This is a genomic window from Arenimonas sp., from assembly GCF_035721105.1.
In the GTDB taxonomy this organism is placed as follows: Bacteria; Pseudomonadota; Gammaproteobacteria; order Xanthomonadales; family Xanthomonadaceae; genus Arenimonas.
Genome location: NZ_DASTNG010000029.1, coordinates 69,116 through 89,827 on the forward strand (window position 1 = coordinate 69,116; position 20,712 = coordinate 89,827).

Genomic DNA, 20,712 nt, shown 5'->3' on the forward strand with positions numbered 1-20,712 from the left:
CATCGAGGCTCGACAGGTTAACGCAGCCGGCTGTCGTGAGATTCTCATCCCGTGAGACGCCGACACGCTCTGCTGGTGGCCCGCGCCCGGAAGCCCCGCCATGAACGCCGCCCTGCCCGTCCACCGCCACCGCACCGGCCTGCTGCCGGTGCCCGAGAAGACGTCGCAGGCGCTGGCCTCGCGCCTGGGCAGCAAGTACGGCGACCGCATCACCGGCTGCTTCCACCTGCCGGGGCGGGAGGGCGAGTACGCGCCCTTCCCCGACGACCTGCCGCCGGCGCTGGCGGCGGCGCTGCGCAGCCGCGGCGTCGAGCGCCTCTACAGCCACCAGGCCGAGGCCTGGGCCGCCACCCAGCGCGGCGAGCACACCGTGGTGGTCACGCCCACCGCCTCGGGCAAGACCCTGTGCTACACGCTGCCGGTGGTGGCCGCGGCGATGCGCCGGCAGGCCAAGGCGCTGTACCTGTTCCCGACCAAGGCGCTGGCCCAGGACCAGGTGGCCGAGCTGCTCGAACTCAACGCCGCCGGCAACCTCGGCCTGCGCGCCTGCACCTTCGACGGCGACACCCCGGGCGACGCCCGCCAGGCCGTGCGCCTGCACGGCGACATCGTGGTGTCCAACCCCGACATGCTGCACCAGGGCATCCTGCCCCACCACACCAAGTGGGCGCAGTTCTTCGAGAACCTGCAGTACGTGGTGATCGACGAAGTCCACAGCTACCGCGGCGTGTTCGGTTCGCACCTGGCCAACGTGCTGCGGCGGCTCAAGCGGGTGTGCGCGTTCTACGGCGCCAAGCCGCAGTTCATCCTGTGCTCGGCCACCATCGGCAACCCGAAGGAACACGCCGAGGCGGTGATCGAGGACACGGTGACCGCCATCACCCGCTCCGGCGCGCCCACCGGCGACAAGACCGTGATGCTCTGGAACCCGCCGGTGGTCAACCCCGACCTGGGCCTGCGCGCCTCGGCGCGCTCGCAGTCGAACCGCATCGCGCGGCTGGCGATCAAGGCCGGCCTGAAGACCCTGGTGTTCGCGCAGTCGCGGACGATGGTGGAAGTGCTCACCAAGTACCTCAAGGACGTCTTCGACCACGACCCGCGCAAGCCGCCGCGCATCCGCGCCTACCGCGGCGGCTATCTTCCGAACGAGCGCCGCGCCGCCGAGCGCGACATGCGCGCCGGCCGCATCGACGGCATCGTCAGCACCTCGGCGCTGGAGCTGGGCGTGGACATCGGCTCGCTCGACGTCGTCGTGCTCAACGGCTACCCCGGCTCGATCGCCGGCACCTGGCAGCGGCTCGGGCGCGCCGGCCGGCGGCAGCAGGCGGCGCTGGGCATCCTGGTGGCCAGCTCCGACCCGCTCGACCAGTACCTGGTGCGGCACCCGGAATTCTTCGAAGGCGCGCCGCCCGAACACGCGCGCCTGCACGCCGACCAGCCGCTGATCCTGCTCGACCACATCCGCTGCGCGGCCTTCGAACTGCCCTTCCTTCGCGGCGAGACCTTCGGCCCGGTGGACGCGCAGCCCTACCTGGAGCTGCTGGCCGAGACCGGCGTGCTGCACGGCGAGGGTGGCCGCTGGGAGTGGATCGCCGACAGCTACCCGGCCAATGCCGTGGGCCTGCGCGCGGTGGCCGACGGCAACTTCGTGGTGGTCGACCGCACCGATGGCCGCCAGACCATCCTCGCCGAGGTCGACTACAGCGCGGCCGCGCTCACGCTCTACGAGGGCGCCATCCACATGGTGCAGTCGGTGCCCTACCAGGTCGAGAGGCTCGACTGGGACGGCCGCAAGGCCTACGTCACCCGCACCCACGTCGACTACTACACCGACGCCATCGACTACACCAAGCTCAAGATGCTCGAACGCTTCGACGGTGCCATCGCCGGCGACGGCAGCTGCCACCACGGCGAAGTGCACGTGGTGCGGCGGGTGTCGGGCTACAAGAAGATCCGCTACTACACGCACGAGAACATCGGCTACGGCCCGGTCACCCTGCCCGACCAGGAGCTGCACACCACCGCGGTGTGGTGGCAGCTGCCGCAGGACGTGCTGGAGGCGGCGTTCGCCTCGCGCCAGGACGCCCTCGACGGCTTCCTCGGCGCCGCGTATGCGCTGCACCTGGTCGCCAGCGTGTCGGTGATGGCCGAAGCGCGCGACCTGCAGAAGGCCGTGGGCAGCGGCGACGGCGCCTGGTTCGCGTCCTCGGACGGCCGCGGCCGCGGCCAGCTGCGCGGCGGCGACGGCCGGCCGCTCGATCCCGCCGCGACCGACCAGTTCGTGCCCACCGTCTACCTCTACGACGCCTACCCCGGCGGCATCGGGCTCAGCGAACCCCTGCACCAGCGCCGCGACGAACTGGTGCGCAAGGCGCGCGAGCTGCTGGCCGGCTGCGACTGCCGCGCCGGCTGCCCGGCCTGCGTGGGCCCGGTGCTGGCCGCCGACGAAGCCTCGGTGGCGCCGCCGAAAGCGCTGGCCGACCAGGTCCTGGCGCGGCTGGCGCCGTCCGCATGAATCCGTCGCGCCGGACCGCTTCGCCATGAGCGCCACGCTCGAGCGACTGCGCGCGCTGCGCCGGCAGGCCGGCACCGGCGCGCCGATGCCGCCGCCACCGCGCGAGACATCGCGACCCGGGACCGAGGCGCCGCCGCCGCACAGCACGCGCCCCGAGGTGCCCGAACACATCCGGCGCCTGCTGGGCCTGCGCGAACGCGCGCGGCTGCCGCGCCCCGCCCCGCCGCCGCGGCCGCTGGACCGCGACCGCCGCCTCCCGGGCCTCGAGGTCGAGGAAGGCCTGCACTACCTCGAGCAGTTCACGCCCTGGGACGACGTGCCGCCCGGCGTGGACGCCGGCTTCGGCAAGCTGGGCGAACTGCGCACCAGCCAGCTGCTGCACTTCGACACCGAAACCACCGGCCTGGCCGGCGGCACCGGCACCCGGGCCTTCATGATCGGCGCCGCCGACTGGCAGCCCGGCGGCCTGCGCCTGCGCCAGCTCACCATCGCGACGATGGCCGCCGAGCCCGCGATGCTGCGCCGCTTCGCCGACTGGCTCGCGCCCGACACCGTGCTCGTGAGCTACAACGGCAAGTGCTACGACGCGCCGCTGCTCAACACCCGCTACCGGCTGGCGCGCCTGCCCAGCCCGCTGCCCGGCCTGGCGCACCTGGACCTGCTGCACCCCAGCCGCCGCCGCTGGAAGGGCCGCTGGGAAAACTGCCGCCTGGGCACGATCGAACGGCAGGTGCTGGGCGTGGTGCGCGAGGACGACCTGCCGGGCTCGGAGGCGCCGCGCGCCTGGCTCGACTACCTGCGCGGCGGCAGCGCCCGCGACCTGCGCCGCGTCGGCGAGCACAACGCCCAGGACCTGCGCAGCCTGGCCGCCCTCTGCCTGCACCTGGCCATCCTCGACACCGCGCCCCCGTAGGAGGCGTCAGCGGGCGGGCGGGGTTCCGATGCGGGTGTATTCGCCCTGCTGGTGGTTGAGGCCGTAGATGCCCTGGATCGACAGCGAGGTGTCGGAGCAGGTGAAGCTGAAGTTGTTCGCCGGCGCCGACGCGCCGGCATCGGGCAGCACGCGCGTGGTCAGGCGCGGGCCGAACTGGGCTTCGTGCGTCCACGCCAGGCTGTTCTCGGTGTAGTCGGCCCGGCCCACGCCGCGGTCGAGGATGCTCCAGTTGAAACCGGTGCGGCCGTTGCGGATGAAGGTATTCGCCAGCGCGCCGCCAGACTCGCTGACGACGCAGCGGTAGCTGAACCCGCGCCACTTCACGCTGCCGCTGCCGTCCGGGGAGAACTCCAGCGTCCAGCCGCCGCCGTTGACCCCGCACTGCATGTCCACGCCATGGCTGGCCAGCACCGACTGGGTAGTGGCCAGCGCCATGTCCGGCTCCGAGCGCATCGCGGCCTCGGTCGGCTGCCAGCTGCCCACCAGGCAGCAGGCGCGTTCGTCCAGCAGCTCGCTCTCCTGCACTTCGATGGTGTAGCGGAGCTCGTCCCAGTCTACGGCGAGGCTCAGCACCTTGTGGATCTTGTCCTCGTCGCAGGCCATCACCCGCTCGGGCGGATCCGTCCACTCCCCCCGGGCCTGGTCGAAACGACTGCGGAACCCGCCGCTGCCGCTGTCCAGCGCCAGTGTGTAAGTGCGTCCTTTCTTGAACTGCAGCTTCTGGCGAACAAGCACGTAGGCCCCGGTGTCGAACGACAGCGTCGTCGGCCCATCGATGACCGTCGTCCCGCGCGAGGTGATGCGGCCCGGCAGGGCGCGCCCGCCAGGCAGGCGGATGCGGCGGTCAACGTAGTCCTGGCTGAAGGCCATCCAGGCGTCCAAGGGAATGCTCCGTCGCATCGCGTCCAACTGCGCTTCCCGGTTCGTGGAGCGCGCCATGCGGCCAATGAAGTCACGAACCCCCGGCGCGCCCTCGTTCTGGCCCAGCCACAGGAAGAACACCTGGCTCTCATACTCCATGTCCACCAGCGCGCGCCGGTGCGAGGACTGGTCGAAATCGGCGATGAAGTGGTCGGCGCCGGTACTGCCGGGATTGGCCAGGTGCGCGAAATAGTCGGCCGTGCCCTCGCCCCACCACATGGCGTTCTCTTCCCCGGGGATGTCGGGCCAGGTCCGGTACTGCACGCAGTGGAACAGCTCATGCGACATCGTGAACAGGAAATCCTCCACGCTGGGCTGGTCGCGGGTCTTGTAGAAGGTGACCTGGCATTCCCCCGACGGCGCGGTTGCCGCCGCATGGGTGCCGTCGTCGGTGAGGGTGGAAAGCAGGATGGTCACCTTGCCCATCTCCAGGCCACCCATCTCGTCCATGGCCGGGCCGAAGCGGCTGACCAGCGCGTCGATGCGCTCCCGGAAGAGGGATTCGTCGGCCGTGGCCGCCTCGCCGCCGGGAACCACCACGCGCAGGGGCACCGGGCCACCGCGCCAGCGGATCAGCGTCTCGTGCACGATGCGGCAGCTCGAGGCGGGCAGCCGCGGATCGAAACGCTGCATGTAGTCGGCGTCCTCGCAGCTGCCGAACGCCTGAGCCGGATCCATGCCGCACAAGGCCAGGATCACGACCAGGCGGGCGACCAGCCGCCGCGTCATGGCCGGGTTCCGAGGCGGGTGTACTCACCCTGCTGGTGGTTGAGGCCGTAGATGCCCTGGATCGACAGCGAGGTGTCGGAGCAGGTGAAGCTGAAGTTGTTCGCCGGCGTCGAAGGCCCGGCATCGGGCAGCACGCGGGTCATGACCTGGGGGCCGAAGTGCGTGTCATGGGTCCAGGCCAGGCTGTTGTCGGTGTAGTCGGCCCGGCCGACGCCGCGCTCGACCACGGTCCAGTCGAACACGGTGCTGCCCTCGCGGGTGAACACATTGCCGAAGGCATTGCCCCCCTCCCGGGCGAAGCACTGGTAGGCGAAGCCCTCCCAGTCCACGTGGCCGGTGCCGTCCTCGGTGAACACCAGCGTCCAGCCGCCGTCGCCCACGCCGCACTGCATGTCCACGCCGTGGCTGGCCAGGATCGCCTGGGTGTTGGCCAGCGCCATGTCCGGCTCCGAGCGTCTCGCCGCCTCGGTGGGCTGCCAGCGGCCGACCAGGCAGCAGGCGCGTTCGTCGATGCGTGCGCTCTCCTCGACCTGGATCGAGTACGTGACGTTCTCGCCCTCGGTGGCGAGGCTGAGCACGGTGTGCACCCGGTCCTCGTCGCAGGCCAGCACGCGCTCGGGCGGGTCGATCCATTCGCCCAGGGATTCGTCGAAGCGGCTGCGGTAGTCGCCCACGCCGCCGAGCTGGGCCAGCGTGTAGGTGCGGCCCTTCTTGAACAGCAGCTGCTGGCGGGTCAGCACGTATTCCGAGGTGTCGAACGCGACCGTCCTCGGCCCGTCGATGACGGTCGTGCGGCCGAAGTCGACGCCACCGGGCAGCTCGCGCCCGCCCGGCAGTCGGATGCGGCCGTCGATGTAGTCCTGGGCGAAGGCCATCCACGTGTCCATCGGGATGCGCTCGCGCATGGCCTCGAGCTGCGCGGCGCGGCCCGGCGCGCTCGCCATGCCGGCGATGAACGGGGGAATCGCCTCGGACCCGCGGGACCCGCCCAGCCACAGGAAGAAGACCTGCGCCGGATAGTTCATGTCCAACAGCGGCACGTCGGGTGAGTCCTGGTCGTACTGGAGCAGGATCGAGTCCGCTTCGGCGCTGTTGCGGTTGGCCAGGTGCGCGAAATACTCGGCCGTGCCCTCCATCCACCAGAGCGCGGGATCATCGCCGTTGGCGGATTCCCAGGTGTCGTACTGGATGCAGTGGAAGAGCTCGTGCGACAGGGTGAACAGGAACTGGTCGACGGAGATGTCGCGCCCGTCCTTGAAGAAGGTGATCTGGCACTCGCCGGCGCGCGTGCGGGTGACGGCATGGTAGCCGCGGAATTCGAGGTTCGAGAGCAGGATGCTGACTTCGCCCAGGGCCAGGCGGCCGCCCATCTGGTTCATCGCGGGACCCACGCGCCGCACCAGCTCGTCGATGCGCTCCCGGAAGACCCCCTCGTCGACCACCGGCAGCGACGCGCCGGGCAGGATCACCCGCAGGTCGGCGGTGCCGCCGTGCCAGACGATCAGGCTGGTGTGGACCGTGCGGCAGCTGGTCGGGCCCAGGCGGTTGTCGAACCCGCGCATGTAGGCGCCGTCGTCGCAGCGACCGAAGGCCCGGGCCTCGCCGGCCGCCCCGAAGGCGGAAAGCAGGAGCAACCCCATCAGCAGGTAGTGGCGCATCGTGCAGTCTCCGGGTCGGGAAGCCCACACAGGACAACGCCTGCGGGCACGGGTTTCGGACAGGCCGGTCCCGCCGCGGCGCCGGGCACGGGCGTCCCGCGCTACCCTTCGTCCATGTCCTCCGCCCGCTTCCGCGTCGGCACGGCCAGCTGGACCGACCCCAGCCTGATCCAGTGCAAGCGCTTCTACCCGCCCGGCTGCACCAGCGCCGAAGGGCGGCTGCGCTACTACGCCGACAAGTTCCCGCTGGTCGAGGTCGACAGCAGCTATTACGCGCTGCCGTCGGCGCGCAATGCGCACGCCTGGGTCGAGCGCACGCCCGACGACTTCGCCTTCAACCTCAAGGCCTTCCGCCTGTTCACCGGCCACCAGACGCCGGCCAGGGCGCTGCCCAAGGACGTGCAGGGGGCGCTGGCCGGGCATTTCGCGAAGAAGCAGAACCTCTACTACAAGGACACGCCGGCCGAGATCCGCGACCTGCTCTGGCACCGCTTCGAATCCGCGGTGCGGCCGCTGCGCGAGGCCGGCAAGCTGCGCGCCCTGCACTTCCAGTTCGCGCCCTGGGTGACGCGCACGGCGCGCGCCAAGGACCACATCCTCGAATGCCAGCAGCGCCTGCCCGGCTACCGCCTGGCGATCGAGTTCCGGCACCGCTCGTGGTTCGGCGATGACGCCACCGAAGACACCCTCGCCTTCGAGCGCGCGAACGACCTGATCCACGTGGTGGTCGACGAGCCGCAGGGCTTCGAAAACAGCATCCCCACGGTATGGGCGGTCACGTCGCCGGCGCTGGCGATCCTGCGCCTGCACGGCCGCAACGCCGCGACCTGGAACATCGGCGGCGAGGCCGCCTCCGACCGCTTCAACTACGACTACAGCGACGCCGAACTCGGCGCGCTGGTCGCCCCGCTCCGCGAGACCGCCGGCCAGGTCGGCGAAGTGCACGCCATCTTCAACAATAACTACGGCGACCAGGGCCAGCGCAACGCCGCCACGCTGCAGGCGCTGCTGGCGGCGGGCTGACGTGGGTATTAGGGGCTTTGACGCGGATTTACGCGGATAAACGCGGATAGGGCAAAAGCAAAAGACTTGGGCTTGCTGTCTCGCTCGTGCCTACCCTTGTTGCCAACCCGATGCCCATTCCAGCTTCTGCTCTATCCGCGTTCATCCGCGTAAATCCGCGTCAAAGGCCTTATAAAAAAGTCCCCTCAGCCCCCATCCACCGCGAGTTCGGCGTACCGCGCGCGCACCAGCGGCAACCCGTAGGCGCGCTCGAGGCGACGAACGATGAAGTGGCCGCGGGCGGCATTCTGGAAGTGGCTGATGAAGACCAGGTTCAACGCCGCGCCGCTGGCCGCGCCGACCAGGGGCGCGGCCTGGGCCAACGCCTTCTGCGAGACCGGGATCGAGAAGCGGCCGGCGACCGTGTGGATCACCCGCACCGCCGCCGGCGCGCTGCCGCTGGCGACCTGCCGGGCAAGGTGGCCCGAGACCGCGCTCACCTGCTGCGCCAGCGCCGCGCGCGTCGCGAAGTAGCCGGTCTCGGCGCCGTCGTCGTCGCGGCGGTTGCCGCCCAGCGCCAGCACTTCGATGCAGGCCAGGCGCGTGGCCGGGTCCTGCGGCGACTCGCCTTCGCTGCGGGCGATGTCGGCGATCGAACGCAGGATGGTCGTGGTGGTCACCGGCAGCTCCAGCAGCAGGCCCGGCAGGCCGAAGAAACCGCCGATCGCGCCGCTGCCGACCACCGCGGCCTGGTGCAGGCGCTCGCTGGCCACGGTGCCGCTGCGCGCATTCCCGAGCGTGAAGCGCGCGGCGCGGTAGCCGGCCTCGACCGCACGGCGCGCGGCGCGATCCACCAGGGCCGACGCGGCGCGCGGCAGTTTGCGGGCCAGCAGGTATTCCACCGGCGAGCCGACGGCGTTGGCCAGCTGGATCGCCAGCGACGGGGATTCCAGCAGCGCCTTGGCGCGGGCCAGGTCGGCCAGGTCGGCGGGCGCGAGGCTGCGCACCAGGGCGCCCATCAGCGGCGCCCCAGGCGGCCGCCGCGATACAGCGTGCCCAGGAAGACCAGCAGCGCCAGCACCCCCCGGGCGACGGCGCGCAGCGCGGACATCAGGCCCACAGCTCGCCGTCCCGTGGCCCGCGTTCGGCCAGGCGGTTGAGCTCGTCTTCGTCCGGGATGCCGCCCGCCTGCCATTCGTCGATCAAGGCGCGGGCCTGTTCGACCTGCCCGGGCGCGACCCACACGCGCACCAGGCCGGCCGCCGGCAATTCGCCGATGCCGCCGGCGAGATCAGCGCCGAACACGAGCGCGTCCAGGCCGGCGCTGAGCAGGAGGTCGCAGACCAGCTGCGCGTCGATGCCGTTCTCGGCGTCGTAGACCGGGATCACGGACGGGAGGCGCGCCAGCGCGCGAGCTCGGCGTCGGCCGCGGCCAACTGCGCCGGCGACATCGCCGCCTTGATCGCCGCCTCGAGCCTGGGCTCGGCGGCATTGCCCAGGGCCAGGCCCTGGGAATAGTGCACCCAGGCTTGGGCGGGATCGGCCGGTGCGCCCTGGCCGGCCAGGTGCAGCAGGGCCAGGTCGCGGTGCGCCTGCGGCTGGCCGGCGCGGGCCGCGCGCTGGTAGAGCGAGCGCGCCATGGTGAAGTCCTGCGCCACGCCGGCGCCCGAGGCCAGCAGTGCGGCCAGGCTGGTCATCGCATCGGCGCTGCCGGCCGAGACCGCGCGCTTGAGGTAGTCCACGCCCAGCACGGTGTCCTGGGTCCGGCCCTGGCCATTGACGTGGGCCATGCCCAGCCGCCAGAGCGAGAACGCGTCGCTCTTGGCGGCCGCGCGCGCGTACCAGGCCAGCGCGGCGTCGAGGTTGCGCTCGGTGCCTTCGCCGGTTTCCAGGGCGCGGCCCATGTCGCGTTCGGCGTCGGTGACGCCGGCCTCGGCGGCGCGGCGGATCAGCACCAGCGCGCGATCCATGTCCGGGCCCAGGCCGCATTCGCCGCGGGCGGTGGCCAGGCCGAGGTAGTAGCTGGCGACCATGCCCACCTCTTCCTTCACCAGCACTTCGGCGAACAGCGCGCAGGCGGTGGCGACGTCGCGCGGCAGGCCCAGGCGGCCCTGGTAGAGCATCACAGCGTAGTCGGCGCGGGCGACGACGTCGCCGGCCTTGGCGGCGCGCTCGAGGAAGCCGCGCGACTTCACCTCGTCCGCCGGCACGCCCCAGCCGTTGCCGTGCATCAGCGACAGCAGGTAAAGCGACGGGCCGTGCTCTTTCGCGGCCGCCCGGTTGGCCAGGCGCAGGGCCTGGGCGAAGTCGTCGCCGCCCTGCCCGCCCTGCAGCTGGCGGTTGAGGTGGGCCGAGGCGAGCGCGAAGTCCACCTCCGGCCGGGCCAGGTCGCGATAGGGCGCCAGGGTGTCGAGGATCACGCTGTAGTTCGTGGCGGCGTCCAGCGACTCGACCTTTTCCAGCGCCTGGTCCACGGACTGCGCGAACGCGTCGGGCGAAAGCGCCAGGCCAAGGGCCAGGACGAGGGAGGCGCGGCGGCGGATCAGGGGCATGCGGGACATCTCGAAGTCAGGGGATGCGGCCGGCGCGGGCCGGGCGGCTGCCCCGATGATATCGGCTGCGTCCCGGGGTCGCGAACGCGCGCGCCGCGGCGGGCGCGGCTATCCGGCGGACCGGCGTGGCAACCGGCCTGGCGCGCGCTGCGGGCCCGCGCCCGAGGGCGGGCCCCGGCGCTACAGGCTCTGGCTGTCGAGCAGGAAGCTGGCGTCCTCTTCGTCGGCCGCCGGGCTGGTTTCCAGATGCTGGACCAGGGCGCGGGCCAGGTCGGCTTCGGCGTCCTCGACCACGACCCGGATCAGGCCGGTGGCCGGCACCTCCGGGATCGCCCCGGCCACGTTCGGACCGAAGATGTGGGCCGTGATGCCCGACCCGAGCAGCAGATCTTGTACCAGCTGCGCATCCAGCTCGCTTTCCGCGGTGTAGACCGGCGTCATGGCGCCTCCCTGTTTTCCCCGCGTCATTAGCCGGCCTTCTTAACGCCAAAACCGTGACGCAGTTCACATTTTGGTGGGCTTTCTGCCGCGTGGCCGGCCTCGGCTGACGAGCGGCCCCGGTTTCAGGCCTCCGGGGTCGCCGGCGCGTCCCGCAGGGCGGGCAGGCGCACGCCCGGGTCCGCCGACTGGCGCCGGCCTTCCGACGTACTCGGATCGAATTCCCTGCAGCCGTTGGGCGCGCGGCCCCGCTTGGCGACGCAGAAGGTGACCGGCGTGAGCACGACGGTGGACTGCGCTACGCCCGCGACCTCCTCCGGGAAGATGCGCCAGTCGCGCGCGGCCTCCATGGCCGCCTTGGCCATGGCCGCGCCGGCGCGCGGGTTGTCGATCCGGCCCCAGTTCGAGTCGCGCACTTCGATGCTGTCGACGGCGCTGTTGGCCATGTCGACCGAACCGTCCGGCAGCAGGGCCAGGCGCAGCATGACCTTGGCGCTGTGGCCGTTGCGCATGGCCTGCTCCGGGTAGGTCGGAATCCGGGTGAAGGGGTTGGACTGGTCCACCGACACCACGGTGGTGGCCAGGGCGTCGCCCGGGCCCGGCTCGAAGTGCAGGCGCACCCAGAGCGTGGTCGTGCTCTCGGTGGGTTCGCCGTTGACCGTGGCCGGCTCGAATTCCACGGCGGCCACCGATTCGCGCACCACGTCGGCGACCGACGGCGGCAAGCCTTCCTGCGGCTCGACGGTGCCCACCTTGCCGTCGACGCCGACCTGCGCACGGGCGTGGAAGCTGCGCTCGAACGGCTCCGCCGCCGTGGCGTGGCCGGCGATGAAGAGGGCGAGGACGAACGCGAAACGACGCATGGCGATTCCTGGTCAGGTTGAGCGAGGCCCGAGCCTAACCAGCGTGAACCGGGCGCACAAGGAACGTGCGCATCGTTAACGGCGACAGCAGGCCTGACGCCACCGGGCGCGGCCCGGCCCCGCGGCGCTCATCGCGCCGCGTGCGGCTCGGCCATCGCCGCCAGGGCGCTCGGCTTGCTGGGCAGCGCATGCCGCAGGATCCGCCACACCACCTGGCCGAACTGCCGCGGCAGCGAGCCGGTGTTGTAGTGCTGGCCGTAGCGCGCGCAGATCGCGCGCACCTCGACCGCCATCGCCGCGTAGCGGTTGGCGGGCACGTCGGGGAAGAAGTGGTGCTCGATCTGGTGGCTGAGGTTGCCCGACATCAGGTTGAGCAGCTTGCCGCCGGCGAGGTTGGACGAGCCGCGCAGCTGGCGCAGGTACCAGGCGCCGCGGCCTTCATTGCGCACCGATTCGCGGCTGAAGGTCTCGGCGTCGGCGGTGAAGTGGCCGCAGAAGATGATCAGGTAGGTCCAGAGGTTGCGCAGGATGTTGGCGATCACGTTGCCCACCAGCACCGTCAGGAAGAACGGGCCGGCCAGTAGCGGGAAGAACACGTAGTCCTTGAGCACCTGGCGCGCCATCTTGCGGCCCACCGGGCGGAACTCGCGCAGCAGCTCGCGCGTCTTCGTCTTTCCGGCGAGCCAGCGGCCCAGGCGCAGGTCCTGGATGGCGATGCCCCACTCGAACAGGATCGCGAACACGACCGCCACCAGCGGCTGCACCAGGTAGAAGGGCTTCCAGCGCTGTTCCGGGAACAGGCGCAGCAGGCCATAGCCGACGTCGTCGTCCAGGCCGCGCACGTTGGTCCAGGTGTGGTGGCGGAAGTTGTGGGTCTTGCGCCAGTTCTCGCTGGTGCCGGCGATGTCCCATTCGTAGGTGGGGCCGTGGAAGGCGGGATCGTTCATCCAGTCGAACTGGCCGTGGATGACGTTGTGGCCCAGCTCCATGTTCTCCAGGATCTTCGACAGCGCCAGGGACAGCACGCCCAGTGCGCCGGCGAACCACAGCACCGGGGTGACGAAGGCGCCGGCGATGGCGGCGAGCATCAGCAGCGCGCGGCCGGCGAATCCGAAATAGCGCACGGCGCGATGCACCGCGCGGATGTAGTCGGCGTCGGCCTGGCCGACGGTGGCGACGGTGCGGGCGCGCAGGGCGTCGAGCTCGGCGGCGAAGGCGTCGAGTTCGGCGGGCGTGAGGGCGCAGTTGCGGGGCGTGGCGGTCATCGGTCTAGAGGTCCAGGACAAGGTCGCTGCGGGCGCTGCTGACGCACAGGCGCAGGGCGGAGACGGGTTCGTGCCCGGTGTCGCCGGTGGGCAGGTGGCGGGTGCTGCCGGAGACCTTGCCGCAGGCGCAGGTGTTGCACAGGCCGCGGCGGCAGCCGTGGGGCGGCGACAGGCCCGCGGCTTCCAGGGCTTCGAGCAGCGGCTGGCCGCGCGCGACCTCGAGCTTGCGACCGCTGCGGGCAAGCGTGACTTCGACGGTGCCGGTGTCGGTGTTCTCGAATACCGGCGGCGAGAACGACTCGGCCGCGAAGCTGGCGACGCGACCGGCGAGATGCGCGCGCGCGTTGGCCACGAAACCTTCGGGGCCACAGGCCAGCACGTGTGCGCCGCGGTCGATCCAGGGCGCGAACCGGCCGGCGTCGAGGCGGCCGACCGCCTCGTCCTCGGCCCGGGCCGGGTCGCGGGTCAACAGGTACTGCACCTCGAGGGCAGGATGCCTGGCCGTGATGGCCTGCAGCTCCGCCGCGAAGCAGCGCTGGTCGCGGGTTCGGGTGGAATAAAGCAGCGTCGTGGGCGCCGGGTCCGGCTGCGCGCCCAGCGCGGCGAACAGGGCCATCATCGGCGTGATGCCGCTGCCGCCGGCCAGCAGCAGCCGCGGGGCGCCGTCCGGTTCCGGCAGGGCCAGCGCGCCGAAGGCCGGGCCCAGGTGCAGCACGTCGCCGACCCGGGCGCGATCGCACAGGTGCTGGCTGGCCTTGCCCCCGGTCATCCGCTTCACCGTGATCCGGAAGCGGCCATCCGCCGCGGCCGGGGCGCTGGGGCTGTAGCTGCGCACCAGGCGGCGGCCATCAACCTCGACGCCGAGGGTGAGGTGCTGGCCAGGCGCGAAGCCGCGGAAATGGCGGTTGGGCTGCAGCCACAGGCTCACGGCATCCGAAGCCGCGGCCTCGCGGCCCACGATGCGGGCCAGCGGGCGGTTCCAGGTCCAGGTCGGCGACAGGCGCCCGGCCCAGAAGTCGAACAGGGCCGGGGACAGCAGGGGCGCGCGGGCGGCGCGCCCGGAAGACCGGGCGGACGCCGGGCCGGGGACGGGAAGGGGTCGCATGGCCGGCAGTATACATGCCGGCATACGCTTGTCTATACAGCTGTATATGCATGCCGGCTTATGATGGCGGTCCACCCCGAGCCGGCCCACCCGTGACAGCCACCCGTTCCGACGCCGACGCCACCGAACTGCACCCGACCCGCCGCACCCCGATCACCCGGGCCGACCTGCTGGGCGCCGCGCTGCGCCTGATCGGTCCGCACCGCAGCGTGTCGAGCCTGGGCCTGCGTGAAGTGGCGCGCGAAGCCGGCATCGCGCCGAACAGTTTCTACCGCCAGTTCCGCGACATGGACGAACTGGTGGTGGCCCTGATCGACATCGCCGGCCAGTCGCTGCGCAAGATCGTCGGTGCCGCCCGCCACCGCGCCGAGGCCGAGCGCGGCGTCGTCCGTGGGTCGGTCGAGGCCTTCATGGAGCAGGTGCGCGCCGACGACCGGCTGCTGCACGTGCTGCTGCGCGAGGGCACCGTGGGCTCGGACGCCTTCAAGCGCGCCGTCGACCGCGAGCTGGGCTTCTTCGAGGACGAGCTGCACCACGACCTGGTCCGCTTCGCGAAGCTCCGCAACCAGCCGCTGGCCGAACCCGCGATCGCGGCCAAGGCCATCACCCGCCTCGCCTTCGCGATGGGCGCCACCGCGCTGGACCTGCCGCCGGAGCGCGACGCCGAGCTGGTGGACCAACTGACCGCCATGGTGCGGATGATCCTGGTCGGCGCCCGCGCGATGCCCTGATCCGCGCCGGGAAAAACTCGGGGATGACGGCGGCGGGCCGGGCGGCTACTGTCCCCGCTCTTCCAACGCCCCAGGGGATTCCATGCGCACAGCCGCACTCGCGACACTCATCGCCACCGGCCTGCTGGCCGGCTGCACCACGGTCCAGGTCAGCCAGGTCGACACCCGGCAGCACGCCATCGACCGCGTCTGCATCGAGCGCAACACCAAGGTCGCGGTGAACGACTTCCTGCCGGTGCTCGAGCAGGGCTTCATGCGCCACGGCATCGCCACCGAAGTGCACGACGCGCCCCTGCCCGAGCGCTGCGAATACACCCTGTACTACACCGCCGAGCGCGGCTGGGACGTCACGCCCTACCTCGACTTCGCGGTGCTGCGCCTCTCGCGCAAGGGCACCACCATCGGCACCGCCAACTATCGCCACAGCGGCGGCTTCGGCCTGAACAAGTGGGCGGGCACGGCCTCCAAGATGGATCCGGTGATCGACCAGCTGCTCACCGGCAAGGCGCCGGACTGAGCCTCAGCCACAGGCGGCGCGGAGGCGGTCCCCATGGCGGCGCAGCCCGTCGTGGGTGACCCGCCCCAGCGGCTGGGCGCGATACGCCGCGTCGGCGGCCCGCGCCCGCTGGCAGGCCGCTGACGCCGACTTCCGCCCCGCGCCGCCGCCGGCTGCCGCGCGCCGGCCGGGCCGGATGATGACGCGCGACCCCACCGGCACCTCGGCGGTCGCGCGCGCCGGCGGCGGCGCGGGCGGCTCACGCACGGCTTCGGGCGTCGCCTCCCGCTCCCAGGCCTGCTCGCTGCCCGCTGCACAGGCCTGGGACTGGTAGCTGACGTGCCCGCGCGCATCCACGCACTTGAACAGCGATGCCGCGTGGGCGCCCCAGGCCAGCGCTGCGCCCAGCCAAAGCGCGAACAGCACGCTGGCGGTGATGACGGGGGACTGGCGCATACCCTGCTCTCCTGGCCCGAACGGCGGTTCGTGTCAGGGACAAGCTTGTCGGCGCGACGTCGGGCCCGGCAGCAGCAAACACCGACCAGCCGGGTAGGAAGGCCGCGCCTTCGGTGCGGGCAAAACCCGACGCCACCCCGGACGCGGACGCCTACCGAGCGCGCGCGCGCTCGATGGAGCCGACGAAGAAGATGCCCGCCAGCACGGACATCGGGATCCCCAGCAGCCACAGGAAACCCAGCGAGCCCAGTGATGCCCTCAAGTTCTCGAGGTACCGCTGCGCATCCAAGCCATCCCCGGTGAGGGCAAGCAGGGCCCAGGCCGCCGTGATCGCGAACGCGACCGACAGGGCGGAATAGACGAAGGCCGACAGCCTGCTCACCGACGCGAACCTCACCGCCGGGCGCGCCGTCACGAGGATCCATGCCGCCAGCGGGGCGAAGTAAGCGCCTCCCAGCATCAGCGCGCCCCCTGGACCCTCCGGTGCGACGAACGCCAGGATCGCGAGTACGGGCAACAGGAAAATCGCCGACACCCCGCCGATCGCCTTAGCCGCAATGACTGCACCGGCGCCGGGAGAAAGCTGATCCATTCAATCGCACCTGCGCAGGCGACAGGCGCAGGACAACGACGCCGTTCGGCCTGCGGCAAACCAGGCCGAGGATGGTTGCGCCCGATCGCCGAGGATCGCCAGGGACTGTGGCGCCCGCTGACGGCGCGGGGCTGGCCGGGGTTCGGGCCGGTGCATCGCGTCACGCACCTGCGCGCCGCCCTCAGCGCCGCCGCGCCGGCTTGCAGCCGTCCAGCCAGACCTGGTGCAGGATGCCGTCGTACTCGGTGAAGCGGCCCTCGAAGCGCGCGGTCTCGCCGCGGCGGAAGGTCAGGGCCGTGGCGCGCTGGTTGGGCTTGAACACGCAGGCCACGCCGGTGCGCGGGGCGTTGTCGCCGGGCAGCCGGATGAAGGCCTCGCTGGTCTCGGGAATGTCGAAGCCGACGATGATGTCGCCGTCCTGTTCCTGGATCGAAGCCACCTTGCCCTTGAGCGCATAGCGCCGGCCGGCGTGGCGCGCCGACACGGCGGCGGCGTTGGCCTCGCCCTCGCGGGCGATGCGGCGCGAGAACACATACACGTCCTGCTCGGTCACGTCGTCGACGTTCTGGGTGGCGGCACCGGTCGCCGCCGCCTGCCGGCCGGCATCGCCGCCCTGCAGCTTGCCCAGCAGCGTGCACATGTAGCCCTGGATCGCATCGGCCTTGGCGAACTGGCCCTTCTCGGTCTTGACCGTCATCTCGACCGCGGCGGCGCCGCCTTCGTCGAACACGCTGATCAGCGTCGGGATGGCGCGCGTGGTGTTGGTGGAACGCTGCTCGACCAGCAGCGTGCCGCCCTCGACGTCCTCGGCGATCACGTCCATCTTCTCGGCGATCATGATGCCGCGCATCTGGCCGATGGCGTCGGCGATGGACTGGTCCGGCACCGTCACCACGCTGGAGAAATCAACGCCACTGAGCACGCTGCCGGACTTCTTGAAGTTGTCTTCGCACTCGCCCGCGTGGGCGGTGTGGGCAGCAGCGGCAAGCGCCAGGACGATCAGGGCGGGACGGAGCATTCGGACCTCGTGGGGGATGGGGACGCCCCGCGAGTGTGTTGGAGCCGCCTGGGGAACTCAATACGGGTCGGCGGCGTGTCCGACCCGTCTCCCAGCCTCTGTAGGGCGGCGCTTACCGGGTTAGCCGCACTTGCTGTAGCCGCAGTTCAGGCAAGTCGCGCAGCCATCCATGATCACGGTGGCCTTGGTGTTGCACTTGAAGCACATGGTCGCGCTGGGCGGGAAAGAGGCGCCCTCGCCGGTCACCTGCACCGCCTCGTCGGCGCGTGCTGCGCCGTCGGTGCCGGAGGTCCCCGCGGGGGCGCCGCTCAGGCCGGAATCACTGGACTTTTTTTTTGCGCGGGCCTCGTAGGCGGCGCGCTTGTCGGCGATCAGCTGGCGCTGGGCCTCGCTGAGCTCGGGGTCGAGGATCATGCCGATCGACTTGAGGTGCTCTTCGACCACGGAACCGATCTCGGCGACGATCGACGGCATGTACACGCCGCCGGCCTTGAAGTAGCCGCCGCGCGGGTCGAACACCGCCTTCATCTCGTCGACCAGGAAGGTGACGTCGCCGCCCTTGCGGAACACGGCGCTCATGATCCGGGTCAGGGCCACGATCCACTGGAAGTGGTCCATGTTCTTGGAGTTGATGAAGACCTCGAACGGACGGCGCAGCTCATGCTCGGTGCCCGGGTTGAGCACGATGTCGTTGATGGTCACGTACATCGCGTGCTCGACCAGCGGCGACTTGATCTTGTAGGTGTTGCCGATCAGCACTTCGGGGCGCTCGACCTTCTCGTGCATCTGGATGATGTTCGAGGCGGGCTCGAGCTCGACCACGGGCGCGGCGACGGGCGCGGCGACTTCCTTGGCCTTGTCCTCGGGCTTCTGGACGCTGTAACCCTTGATTTTCTTGCTGATCTTGATGGCCATCTGTTTCTTTTCGCTTATGGGAATTGGGGGGTGTTTCGCCCGGAGCCCCCCGCCGCCGGGCGGCGGGGGGACGGGGTACGACAATCGGGACAGCCTTGGGCTTTAGCGCTTCCTGGCAACCTTCCGGGCCGTCGTCTTGCGGGCCGCCGGCTTCTTGGCGACCTTCTTCGCTGCCTTTCGGGCCGGGGCCTTCTTGGCGGCAACCTTGCGCACGGCCTTCTTGGCCGTCTTCCGCGCCGCGCCCTTCTTGGCCGCGACCTTGCGGGTGGCCTTCTTGGCCGTCTTCTTCACCGCCGCCTTCCTGGCGGCGACCTTCTTCTTCGCGGGCGCCTTCTTCGCAGCGACCTTCTTCTTGGCGGCCGCCTTCTTCTTCGGTGCGGCCTTCTTGGCGGCGCCGACCTTGGCCTTGACCGCCTTCACCGCCGCGGCCGCCTTCTTCTTCGCGCCCGCCACGGCCTTCTTGACCGCCTTGCCCGTGTCGGACTTCTCGGCCTTCTTGATCTCGGCCTTGGCGCGCTTGATCGCCGGGGCCGCCTTCTTCCTGGCGGCCTTCATCACCTTGTTGGCCTGGTCGGCGATGGCGCCGCCGATCTCGGAGGCCTTGTCGCTGACGCTTCCAGCGGCATTGGAAATGGCCGCCGTGACACCGTTGCCGTTACTCATACCGCTCTCCTCGTCAATGAAACCGCGGCATCCGCCGCGGGCCGTTCCAACTTAGCGCGATTCGACGCCGGCTGCGCGCACCGCGTGCGCGCGACCGGGATCAGAACTTGCCGTAGTAGCCTTCCTTGAGGGCGTCGAACAGGTTGGCGGCGCTGTGCAGCTCGCCGTCGTATTCGATTTCCTCGTTGCCCTTGGCCTCGACCATCGTCCCGTCCTCGAGCTCGAAGCGGTAGGTGGTGTTCTCCAGGTCGGTTTCCTTCACCAGCACGCCCTGGAAGGCGGCCGGGTTGAAGCGGAAGGTGGTGCAACCCTTCAGGCCCTGCTTGTGGGCGTACATGTAGATGTCCTTGAAGTCCTCGTACGGGTAGTCCGTCGGGACGTTCGCGGTCTTGGAGATCGACGAGTCGATCCACTTCTGCGACGCCGCCTGGATGTCCACGTGGGCCTTCGGGGTGATGTCGTCGGCCGAGATGAAGTAGTCCGGCAGGCGCGACTTGTCGTCGGTGCCGTAGGGCATCGCGTCGGCGTTCACCAGGGTGCGGTAGGCCAGCAGCTCGTAGCTGAAGACCTCGACCTTTTCCTTGGACTTCTTGCCTTCGCGGATCACGTTGCGGCTGTAGTGGTGCGCGAACGAGGGCTCGATGCCGTTGGAGGCGTTGTTGGCCAGCGACAGCGAGATGGTGCCGGTGGGCGCGATCGAGCTGTGGTGGGTGAAGCGGGCGCCGGTCTCGGCCAGCTCCTTCACCAGCTCCGGCGCCACTTCCGCCACGCGCTGCATGTAGCGCGAATAGCGGGCGTGCAGCTCGCGGCCCTTGATCTTCTGGCCAACCTTCCAGCCGTCCTTCTTCATCTCCGGGCGCTTGCGCAGCATCTCGGCGGTGACCTTGAAGTCCTCGTCCATGATCGGGGCGGCGCCCTTTTCCTTGGCCAGGCTCAGCGCCACTTCCCAACCGGCGACCGCCATCTCGCGGCTCACCTGCTCGGTGAAGGCGACCGAGTCCTTCTCGCCGTACTTCATGCGCAGCATCGTGACGGTGCTGCCCAGGCCCAGGAAGCCCATGCCGTGGCGGCGCTTGCGCATGATCTCGTTGCGCTGCTGCTCCAGCGGCAGGCCGTTGATCTCGACCACGTTGTCGAGCATGCGGGTGAACACCCGCACCACTTCCTTGTATTCCTCCCAGTCGAAGCTGGCCTTGTCGGTGAACGGGTCACGGACGAAGGTGGTGAGGTTGATCGAGCCCAGCAGGCAGGCGCCGTAGGGCGGCAGCGGCTGCTCGCCGCAGGGGTTGGTGGCGCGGATGTTCTCGCACCACCAGTTGTTGTTCATCTCGTTGACGCGGTCGATCAGGATGAAGCCCGGCTCGGCGAAGTCGTAGGTCGACGCCATGATCCGGTTCCACAGCTGCTGGGCGCGGATGTGGCCGTAGATCTTGCAGGCCACCAGGCCGTCGTCGCGGGTGACGTAGTTGGTGCTGTGCGGCCAGTCGCGCCAGACCACCTGCTTGGGGTCGTCGACGTCGATCTCGTGGGCTTCCTTGATGTTCACCGGGAACACCAGCGGCCAGTCCTGGTCCTTTTCGACCGCCTGCATGAACTCGTCGGTGACCAGCAGCGAGAGGTTGAACTGGCGCAGGCGCCCGTCCTCGCGCTTGGCGCCGATGAATTCCTTCACGTCCGGGTGCGACACGTCGAAGGTGCCCATCTGGGCGCCGCGGCGACCGCCGGCCGACGAGACGGTGAAGCACATCTTGTCGTAGATATCCATGAACGACAGCGGGCCCGAAGTGTAGGCACCGGCGCCGGACACGTAGGCGCCGCGGGGGCGCAGGGTGGAGAACTCGTAGCCGATGCCGCAGCCG

Annotated in this window: 20 protein-coding genes; 5 read left to right on the forward strand and 15 right to left on the reverse strand. The window is 70.6% G+C overall.

Annotated features, from left to right (window positions below):
* Positions 1-100 precede the first annotated feature (100 nt).
* Together VFQ84_RS04000 and VFQ84_RS04005 are read left to right on the forward strand one after the other, a co-directional pair.
* Complete coding sequence (locus VFQ84_RS04000; protein WP_325129451.1) at positions 101-2,515, forward strand: DEAD/DEAH box helicase; 2,415 nt, start codon at positions 101-103, stop codon at positions 2,513-2,515.
* A gap of 25 nt (positions 2,516-2,540) precedes the next feature.
* Positions 2,541-3,428: a ribonuclease H-like domain-containing protein gene (locus tag VFQ84_RS04005; protein WP_414636995.1), complete on the forward strand. Its 888-nt coding sequence runs from the start codon at positions 2,541-2,543 to the stop codon at positions 3,426-3,428.
* 6 nt (positions 3,429-3,434) lie between these two features.
* On the opposite strand, the gene VFQ84_RS04010 is transcribed toward VFQ84_RS04005, so the two are convergent.
* Both VFQ84_RS04010 and VFQ84_RS04015 read right to left on the reverse strand, forming a co-directional pair.
* Positions 3,435-5,099, reverse strand: a complete 1,665-nt coding sequence (locus tag VFQ84_RS04010) for a hypothetical protein (protein WP_325129453.1) — start codon at positions 5,097-5,099, stop codon at positions 3,435-3,437.
* Positions 5,096-6,757, reverse strand: a complete 1,662-nt coding sequence (locus VFQ84_RS04015; RefSeq protein WP_325129454.1) for a hypothetical protein — start codon at positions 6,755-6,757, stop codon at positions 5,096-5,098. The genes VFQ84_RS04010 and VFQ84_RS04015 overlap by 4 nt, the downstream gene beginning before the upstream one ends.
* A 114-nt stretch (positions 6,758-6,871) precedes the next feature.
* Here VFQ84_RS04015 and VFQ84_RS04020 point away from each other — a divergent pair, with 114 nt between their 5' ends.
* Positions 6,872-7,780 (forward strand): DUF72 domain-containing protein, encoded by a 909-nt coding sequence (locus VFQ84_RS04020; protein WP_325129456.1) that lies wholly within the window; start codon positions 6,872-6,874, stop codon positions 7,778-7,780.
* Positions 7,781-7,965: 185 nt separating this feature from the next.
* Here the strand turns inward: VFQ84_RS04020 and VFQ84_RS04025 are convergent, their stop codons facing one another.
* The 7 genes from VFQ84_RS04025 to VFQ84_RS04055 form a co-directional block, all read right to left on the reverse strand.
* Positions 7,966-8,778: an EcsC family protein gene (locus VFQ84_RS04025; RefSeq protein ID WP_325129458.1), complete on the reverse strand. Its 813-nt coding sequence runs from the start codon at positions 8,776-8,778 to the stop codon at positions 7,966-7,968.
* Between the two features lie 91 nt (positions 8,779-8,869).
* The gene (locus tag VFQ84_RS04030; protein ID WP_325129460.1) at positions 8,870-9,148 is read right to left on the reverse strand and encodes a DUF2007 domain-containing protein; all 279 of its coding nucleotides are present in this window, start codon (positions 9,146-9,148) and stop codon (positions 8,870-8,872) included.
* A complete protein-coding gene (locus VFQ84_RS04035) occupies positions 9,145-10,320 on the reverse strand; it encodes an SEL1-like repeat protein (RefSeq protein ID WP_325129462.1) in 1,176 nt (391 codons plus the stop codon). Before VFQ84_RS04035 ends, VFQ84_RS04030 begins: the two co-directional genes overlap by 4 nt.
* 171 nt (positions 10,321-10,491) lie before the next feature.
* Positions 10,492-10,752, reverse strand: a complete 261-nt coding sequence (locus tag VFQ84_RS04040) for a putative signal transducing protein (RefSeq protein WP_325129464.1) — start codon at positions 10,750-10,752, stop codon at positions 10,492-10,494.
* A 122-nt stretch (positions 10,753-10,874) separates the two neighbouring features.
* On the reverse strand, positions 10,875-11,612 hold the full coding sequence (locus tag VFQ84_RS04045) for a TonB family protein (RefSeq protein ID WP_325129467.1): 738 nt from the start codon (positions 11,610-11,612) through the stop codon (positions 10,875-10,877).
* Positions 11,613-11,740: 128 nt separating this feature from the next.
* The gene (locus tag VFQ84_RS04050) at positions 11,741-12,877 is read right to left on the reverse strand and encodes an acyl-CoA desaturase (RefSeq protein WP_325129469.1); all 1,137 of its coding nucleotides are present in this window, start codon (positions 12,875-12,877) and stop codon (positions 11,741-11,743) included.
* 4 nt (positions 12,878-12,881) lie between these two features.
* Complete coding sequence (locus VFQ84_RS04055; protein WP_325129472.1) at positions 12,882-13,982, reverse strand: ferredoxin reductase; 1,101 nt, start codon at positions 13,980-13,982, stop codon at positions 12,882-12,884.
* A 92-nt stretch (positions 13,983-14,074) separates the two neighbouring features.
* Between VFQ84_RS04055 and fabR the strand changes: the two genes are divergently transcribed.
* Both fabR and VFQ84_RS04065 read left to right on the forward strand, forming a co-directional pair.
* Positions 14,075-14,713 (forward strand): HTH-type transcriptional repressor FabR, encoded by a 639-nt coding sequence (gene fabR / locus VFQ84_RS04060; RefSeq protein ID WP_325129474.1) that lies wholly within the window; start codon positions 14,075-14,077, stop codon positions 14,711-14,713.
* 82 nt (positions 14,714-14,795) lie between these two features.
* Positions 14,796-15,230, forward strand: a complete 435-nt coding sequence (locus tag VFQ84_RS04065; RefSeq protein WP_325129476.1) for an Sbal_3080 family lipoprotein — start codon at positions 14,796-14,798, stop codon at positions 15,228-15,230.
* A gap of 3 nt (positions 15,231-15,233) precedes the next feature.
* On the opposite strand, the gene VFQ84_RS04070 is transcribed toward VFQ84_RS04065, so the two are convergent.
* From VFQ84_RS04070 to VFQ84_RS04095, 6 genes are all read right to left on the reverse strand, one after another.
* Positions 15,234-15,665 carry a DUF4124 domain-containing protein gene (locus VFQ84_RS04070; RefSeq protein WP_325129479.1) on the reverse strand — a complete coding sequence of 144 codons (432 nt, stop codon included), beginning with the start codon at positions 15,663-15,665 and terminating at the stop codon, positions 15,234-15,236.
* A gap of 151 nt (positions 15,666-15,816) precedes the next feature.
* Positions 15,817-16,257: a hypothetical protein gene (locus VFQ84_RS04075; RefSeq protein ID WP_325129481.1), complete on the reverse strand. Its 441-nt coding sequence runs from the start codon at positions 16,255-16,257 to the stop codon at positions 15,817-15,819.
* Between the two features lie 181 nt (positions 16,258-16,438).
* Positions 16,439-17,275 carry a hypothetical protein gene (locus tag VFQ84_RS04080; RefSeq protein ID WP_325129483.1) on the reverse strand — a complete coding sequence of 279 codons (837 nt, stop codon included), beginning with the start codon at positions 17,273-17,275 and terminating at the stop codon, positions 16,439-16,441.
* A gap of 120 nt (positions 17,276-17,395) precedes the next feature.
* Positions 17,396-18,190 carry an NrdJb gene (locus VFQ84_RS04085; protein WP_325129484.1) on the reverse strand — a complete coding sequence of 265 codons (795 nt, stop codon included), beginning with the start codon at positions 18,188-18,190 and terminating at the stop codon, positions 17,396-17,398.
* A gap of 102 nt (positions 18,191-18,292) precedes the next feature.
* The gene (locus VFQ84_RS04090; protein ID WP_325129485.1) at positions 18,293-18,853 is read right to left on the reverse strand and encodes a hypothetical protein; all 561 of its coding nucleotides are present in this window, start codon (positions 18,851-18,853) and stop codon (positions 18,293-18,295) included.
* Positions 18,854-18,953: 100 nt separating this feature from the next.
* On the reverse strand, positions 18,954-20,712 hold a 1,759-nt coding region (locus tag VFQ84_RS04095; RefSeq protein ID WP_325129486.1), incomplete at its 5' end, for an adenosylcobalamin-dependent ribonucleoside-diphosphate reductase.

Excerpts from the sequence above, each read along its gene's own strand:
- VFQ84_RS04035 (WP_325129462.1), bottom strand. The coding sequence starts at position 10,320 with ATGTCCCGCATGCCCCTGATCCGCCGCCGCGCCTCCCTCGTCCTGGCC.
- VFQ84_RS04075 (WP_325129481.1), bottom strand. The coding sequence starts at position 16,257 with ATGGATCAGCTTTCTCCCGGCGCCGGTGCAGTCATTGCGGCTAAGGCG.
- VFQ84_RS04045 (WP_325129467.1), bottom strand. The coding sequence starts at position 11,612 with ATGCGTCGTTTCGCGTTCGTCCTCGCCCTCTTCATCGCCGGCCACGCC.
- VFQ84_RS04015 (WP_325129454.1), bottom strand. The coding sequence starts at position 6,757 with ATGCGCCACTACCTGCTGATGGGGTTGCTCCTGCTTTCCGCCTTCGGG.
- VFQ84_RS04025 (WP_325129458.1), bottom strand. The coding sequence starts at position 8,778 with ATGGGCGCCCTGGTGCGCAGCCTCGCGCCCGCCGACCTGGCCGACCTG.
- VFQ84_RS04050 (WP_325129469.1), bottom strand. The coding sequence starts at position 12,877 with ATGACCGCCACGCCCCGCAACTGCGCCCTCACGCCCGCCGAACTCGAC.
- VFQ84_RS04070 (WP_325129479.1), bottom strand. The coding sequence starts at position 15,665 with ATGCGCCAGTCCCCCGTCATCACCGCCAGCGTGCTGTTCGCGCTTTGG.
- VFQ84_RS04055 (WP_325129472.1), bottom strand. The coding sequence starts at position 13,982 with ATGCGACCCCTTCCCGTCCCCGGCCCGGCGTCCGCCCGGTCTTCCGGG.
- VFQ84_RS04080 (WP_325129483.1), bottom strand. The coding sequence starts at position 17,275 with ATGCTCCGTCCCGCCCTGATCGTCCTGGCGCTTGCCGCTGCTGCCCAC.
- VFQ84_RS04065 (WP_325129476.1), top strand. The coding sequence starts at position 14,796 with ATGCGCACAGCCGCACTCGCGACACTCATCGCCACCGGCCTGCTGGCC.
- VFQ84_RS04020 (WP_325129456.1), top strand. The coding sequence starts at position 6,872 with ATGTCCTCCGCCCGCTTCCGCGTCGGCACGGCCAGCTGGACCGACCCC.
- VFQ84_RS04090 (WP_325129485.1), bottom strand. The coding sequence starts at position 18,853 with ATGAGTAACGGCAACGGTGTCACGGCGGCCATTTCCAATGCCGCTGGA.
- VFQ84_RS04040 (WP_325129464.1), bottom strand. The coding sequence starts at position 10,752 with ATGACGCCGGTCTACACCGCGGAAAGCGAGCTGGATGCGCAGCTGGTA.
- VFQ84_RS04000 (WP_325129451.1), top strand. The coding sequence starts at position 101 with ATGAACGCCGCCCTGCCCGTCCACCGCCACCGCACCGGCCTGCTGCCG.
- VFQ84_RS04010 (WP_325129453.1), bottom strand. The coding sequence starts at position 5,099 with ATGACGCGGCGGCTGGTCGCCCGCCTGGTCGTGATCCTGGCCTTGTGC.
- VFQ84_RS04005 (WP_414636995.1), top strand. The coding sequence starts at position 2,541 with ATGAGCGCCACGCTCGAGCGACTGCGCGCGCTGCGCCGGCAGGCCGGC.
- VFQ84_RS04085 (WP_325129484.1), bottom strand. The coding sequence starts at position 18,190 with ATGGCCATCAAGATCAGCAAGAAAATCAAGGGTTACAGCGTCCAGAAG.